We start from the raw sequence: 5,706 nt of genomic DNA, 5'->3' as shown, positions 1-5,706 counted from the left end.
GCCGCGGGTGCCGCCGATGCCACCGCGCCGAGGCCCAGCACCGTGGACGCGACGGCCGTCGCCCCGGCACCGAGCACGGAACGCCGTGACGGCCGGGTTCCGGTGAGTCCGTCGAGGCAGGCGGAGATGACCGCGGCCGGGTTCGCCTGATGGGCGTAGTGACCGCCCTCGACGGACAGCAGGGTGCATTCGCCCCGGGTCCACTCGGCCCAGCGGCGCACGGTGACCTCGGGCACGTGCGGGTCGTCGGTGGCCCACACCGCACGCAACTCGACCTGCGGGACGGGTCCCCGTCGGCCGTCGTACCCGGCGGCCAGTCGCAGATCGGCGATGACGGGAGGCAGCAGCACCTCCTCGAACTCGGGGTCCGCCAGCAGTTCCGGATCGGTCAGTCCGGTTCCGGCGACGAAGGCACGGGCGTCCTCGACGGTCACGTCCTCGCCGCGGCCGTAGAAGTCGCCGGGGCACTGCCCGGCCACGGCGCACAGGCGCGCGACGGGCACCCCGGCGTCGAGCAGCCGGCGGCAGGTCTCGTACGCCAGCAGGGCGCCGAGGCTGACTCCGATCAGCACCAGCCGCCGCCCGCCCAGTACCGCGGCAGGCAACGTTGGCCCGTCGAGGAGCGGCGTCCGGTGCGTGCTCTCGACGTGCCGGCCGGAAGCCCTCGTACCGGCTGTACTTGGGCTTTCGTCCGGTGCGGCAAGAGTGCGTGCCGGGCGTCGCGACGGGGCGAACGTTGTCTGCCGCGGCACCAGCAGTTCACGTATCCCTGCCGCCACCGCGTCGGCGTAGGCGGCCATGTCGGTGACGGGCTCCTCGTCGACGCGGGTGCCGCGGCCCGGCGGTGCGACGAACGCGAGGGTGGTGTCCTCGGGAATCAGGCCTCGCCAGCTCGCGAACGTCGAGCCGTGGGCGCCGGTGGGTGCGAAGCAGACGGCGAGGGTGCCGGTGGCGGCGCCCTGTGGCTGCTCGCCCGGCACGGTCAGCCATGGGTCGTTCATATCTGTTCCTCCTGCTGGATCTCGCGGCACAGGGCGGCGATCGCGATGACGGTGGGTGCGCCGAGGATGCGGCGCAGCGGCACGCGGCGGCCCGCCGTCGTCGCCAGCCGGTTGGCGAGCCGCACGGCGAGCAGGGAGTGGCCGCCGGCGTCGAAGAAGTTCTGGTCCGCCGATGCCGGTGGTGCGCCGAGCAGTTCCTGCCAGAGCGCGGCGACGGCGATCTCGGTGGCGTCGGACGGGGTGAATCCGGCCGCCCGTTCCTGCCCGATGCCTGCCACGAGTGCGCGCAGGGCGGCGCGGTCCAGCTTGCCGTTGGTGCTCAGCGGGAGCTGCGGGACCTGCTGGATGCGTGCGGGCATCATGTAGTCGGGCAGCCGGTCGCGCAGATATGCGCGCAGTGCGCCGGCGCCGTTCTCCTCGTCGGCGGTGACACAGGCGACGATGCGGGTTTCACCGTCCTCCTTCTCCGCGTAGGCCCCGGCGTCGGTGACGTCCGGTGCCTTGCGCAGGGTGGCCTCGATCTCCTCCAGCTCGACGCGGTAGCCGCGCACCTTGATCTGGTTGTCGGCGCGGCCGGTGATCTCCATTACGGATTCCGGGAGTTGGCGGCCCCGGTCGCCGGTGCGGTAGTGCAGGACTCCGGCGTCGTCGGTGAGGAAGCGGTCCTCGCCGTCGCCGCCGACATAGCCGAGGGCGAGTGGTGGTCCACAGACCCAGACCTCGCCGGTCACACCGGCCGGGAGGGGCCGGCCGAGCCGGTCACGGACCGAGAGCGAGGCGCCCGCCACGGGGCTGCCGACGGGGACGCGTTCGGCGCCGGCGGGCAGTCGGGCGGTGTCGTAGGCGGCGACGTTGGAGGCGGTCTCCGTCATGCCGTACAGGTTGAGCAGGGTGGTGTCGGGCCAGACCTCGCGGAAGCGCAGGACGGTGTCCACGGGCAGGGTGTCGGCGCCGCTGGTGACCAGCACCGGCCGGTGCCCGCCGGGGCGTTCGGCACTCTCCTGGAGCAGTCCGGCAATCAGCTGCGGGGTCAGGAAGAGATGGGTGATCCGTTCCTGCTCCACGGCGGCGGCGAAGAGTACCGGATCGAGGAGTTCGTCGGTGGCGAGCACGACGGACGGGACGCCCTTGAGCAGTCCGCCCAGCAGCTCCCACGGTGAGGCGACCAGGGCCAGGGACTTCTGGACGGCGAGCACCGCGTTCTCGGGGAACGGGTGGTCCTGCCACATCCACTCCAGCCGGCCACGGACCGAACGGTGGCTGATGCGTACGCCCTTGGGGTTTCCGGTGGTCCCCGAGGTGTAGACGATGTGGAACAGCGCGTCCTCGCCGGGCTCCTGCTCGGGGGCCTGGTGCAGCGGGCCCTCGGTCAGGGGTGCCAGTGTGACGCGGGGTGCGTCCAGGGTGGGGAACTGGTCGAGTCCGGGCTCGGCCAGCACGCAGTGCGGCCCGGTCTCCTCCACCATCCGACGCTGCCGTCGCACGGGTATCGCGGGATCCAGCCCGAGGTAGGCGGCGCCGGTCTTCAGTACGGCGAGGACTCCGGCGACGGCTGCCGGGCCGCGCTGGGCGGCGAGCGCCACCAGCGAGCCGGGGCCGGTGCCCTTGGCGGTGAGCCGGGCGGCCAGCCGGCCGCTCCATTCGTCGAGTTCGCGGTAGGTGAAGCTGGTGCCGGTGTGGCGCAGGGCGACGGCCCGGGGGTGGGCCGCCACCTGCTCGGCAAAGCGTTCCAGCAGGGTCGGCTTGGTCATCGTTGATCGTCTCCGGGCAGCAGATCGAGGGAACGAACGGTGGTGTGCTCGGCGCGCTCCGGGTCGGTGAGGGCCCGCAGCGCGATCAGCGTGGATTCCAGTACGTTGCGGGCGGCCGGCGCGTCGAGCAGCTCCCGCTGGTAGGCGTACTGGAGCAGCAGTTGGCCGGGGCCGTGCGGCTGGACGTACAGGGCGCAGTCGTACTTGGTGTAGCCGGTGTCCAGTTCGACGAAGCGGAACCGGACGTCCGACGCGGTGGTGGCGCGTGCCGGGTAGGGCAGCATGTTGAGCATGGTCTGGAAGACCGGGGTCGCCGACGAACTCCGTGTGGCGGCCGGAAGCCGCCGCAGCGTCCAGCCGAAGGGGTGCTCGGCCGCGGCGTAGGCGTCGTACACCGTCTCCCGTACCTGTGCGGTGAACTCCGCGAGGGTGGCGGCCGGGTCGATGTTCAGGCGCAGTGGCAGCATGGCGAGCGTGAAGGCGGGCACGTCGGCGGTCTCCGGCCGCTCCCGCCCCGCCATCGGGGCGCCGACGATCACGTCGTCGGCGTCGCTGTAATAGCTCAGGGCCAGTGCGTAGGCGGCCAGCAGTGGTACGAACGCGGTGGCGGACGCGGCCAGTGCTGTGTCGCGCAGCCGCCGGGACAGTTGCTCGTCGAGGACCGCCTCGGTGATCTCGCCCCGGTAGGTGGGTGTGGCGGGCCGCTGCTTCTGTGCGATCTGGAGTGCCGGGAGCTCGCCCGCGAGCCGACGCAGCCAGTACTCCCCCGCCTCGGCCACCTCCTCGCCGGCCAGCCGCTCGGTCAGGTGGTCGAGATAGCGGTCGTAACGGGTGGCGCGTTCGGGGTCGGGCCCGGCGGGCCGCAGTTCGTAGAGTTCGGCCAGCCGCTGGAACAGCACGGTCGCTCCCCAGCCGTCGAGGAGCAGTTCGTGCATGGTGACCAGGAGCCGGTGCTGTCCGTCGGGCAGCCGGAACAGCGCGGTCCGCAGGGCCGGTTCGGTGAGGAGGTCGAAGGGTCTCGCCGCCTCCTCGGCGGCCACGATGCGGAATGCCTGCGCGGTGATGTCCCGGGCCTCGGCGGGCAGCGGAACCTTCCAGTGCGGGTAGTGGTGCACCACCTCGTGCCCCGCCTCCCGCGCTGTTTCCTGCCCGTCCGCCTCTTCGGTCCGGTCGGTCTCGGCGAACCGGGCGAGGAGCAGCGGATTCTCGGCGAGCAGCAGCTGCCAGGCCCGTGCCAGCCGTGCCACGTCGAGGGGGCCGTCGAGTTCCAGGGATCCCTGGTAGCTGTAGTAGGGGCTGAGCGGGTCGAGCCTCCAGTGGAAATACACCCCGGCCTGCTGCGGGGTGAGCGGCCGGGTGCGCGGCACGTCGTCCTGTGCCGGCTCCGGGCGGGATGCGGGCGCCGGCCGCCGGTCAAGGCCGAGCGCGGCGAGTGCGGCGGGGCTGCCGTCGCGCAGAACGTCACGCAGGCCGGCGGCCGATCCCGTCTCGCGCAGGGCGGCGACCAGTCGCATGGCGAGCAGCGAGTCGCCGCCCAGCTCCAGGAACCTGTCGTTCCTGCCGACCCGTCCGGTGCCGAGGAGCCCGGCGACGACGGCCGCGATCGCGGTCTCCGCCGCGCCGCGCGGCGGGTCGTACGGGCGGGTGCCGGGGCGGCTGCGGCGCGGTGGTGCGGGCAGGGCCTGGTAGTCCGTCTTGCCGTTGCGGGTGAGCGGGAGCCGGGGCAGGACGACGAGGGTGTGCGGCACCATGGGCGCGGGAAGCCGGCCGCTCAGATGGGCGCGCAGTGATTCCTCGGTCGGCTCGTCGGCGGAGGCGGTGACGTAGGCGACGAGCCGGGGCGACTGTGCGGCGACCGGGGTGTGTGCGCTCTCCCGGGCGACCAGGGCTCCGGATTCATCGGGGGTGTGGACGGTGACGGCGCAGGCGGCGATCTCGGGGTGGCCGCCGAGCACCGCCTCGATCTCGGCGAGCTCCATGCGTACGCCGCCGAGCTTCACCTGCCGGTCCACCCGGCCCAGGTACTCCAGTTGGCCGTTGGGCAGTACGCATACGGCGTCCCCGGTGCGGTAGAGGCGTCCACCGCCGGGGCCGAAGGGGTCGGTGAAGAAGGCACGTGCGGTGCGCTCCGGGTCACCGAGGTATCCCCGGCCCACGACGAGTCCCCCGACGAACAGCTCCCCCGTCTCCCCGTGCGCACAGGCGTGCCACTGCTCGTTCTCCTCACGCAGTACGTACAGTTCGGCGTTCCCGATGGGCGAGCCGATCGGCAGGTGGCGTACTCCGGCGGCCGGAGGGCCGAGTTCGGCATGGGTGACGTCGTCCGAACACTCGGTGGGGCCGTACGCGTTGAGCAGCCGGATGCCCGGCATGGTGTCGTGCCACCGCCGGGCCAGCGCGGGTGGCAGCTCCTCGCCGGTGGCGATCATCCAGCGCAGCGCGCCGGGCCTGACTCCCGCGGTCTCCTGGGCGTCGAGCAGGAAGCGGATCAGTGTGGGTACGGTCTCCAGCACCGTGGTTCCGCGTCCGCGCAACTCCTCCAGCAGCAGGGCGCCGTCCTGGGCCTGCTCATCGGCGAAGATCTGTACCCGGCCGCCGACGAGCAGTGGGGCGAGCATCTGCCAGACGGAGATGTCGAAGCTCAGTGGTGCGGTCTGGGCCAGCCGGTCGTCCGCGGTCAGCCCGAGGTCGTCGATCTTGGCCCGGAGATGGTTGAGCATGCCGCGGTGCTCGACGACCGCGGCCTTGGGACGGCCGGTCGACCCCGAGGTGTAGAGGACGTAGCGCACCTCGTCGGGGGCCGGTGACTGGGGCCGGGTGTACGCGGGGCCCGCCGGCTCCGGTGTCGTGGTGGGTACGCCGGCCGCGCGGGCGCCCTTGATCAGTTCCCCGCTGTCCGCCGGCGCGCCGGTGGTCAGCAGGCCTCGGGTACGGCGGCGGCTGCGGCCCGCTCC

At 72.7% G+C, this 5,706-nt stretch carries 3 protein-coding genes; all 3 read right to left on the bottom strand.

Annotation, left to right across the window (positions count from 1 at the left end):
• The coding region (locus ACWCQ6_RS35380) for a thioesterase II family protein (RefSeq protein WP_451096359.1) at positions 1-1,001 on the bottom strand (1,001 nt) is incomplete at its 3' end.
• Positions 998-2,752 carry a non-ribosomal peptide synthetase gene (locus ACWCQ6_RS35375; protein WP_451096357.1) on the bottom strand — a complete coding sequence of 585 codons (1,755 nt, stop codon included), beginning with the start codon at positions 2,750-2,752 and terminating at the stop codon, positions 998-1,000. The genes ACWCQ6_RS35375 and ACWCQ6_RS35380, both read right to left, overlap by 4 nt.
• Positions 2,749-5,706 (bottom strand): condensation domain-containing protein (locus ACWCQ6_RS35370; RefSeq protein ID WP_451096355.1); only part of this gene is annotated, 2,958 nt, incomplete at its 5' end. The genes ACWCQ6_RS35375 and ACWCQ6_RS35370, both read right to left, overlap by 4 nt.

The organism is Streptomyces sp. NPDC001880 (assembly GCF_053594575.1).
Note: the sequence above shows the minus strand (reverse complement) of the source record. Positions and strands in the feature narration are given on the sequence as shown.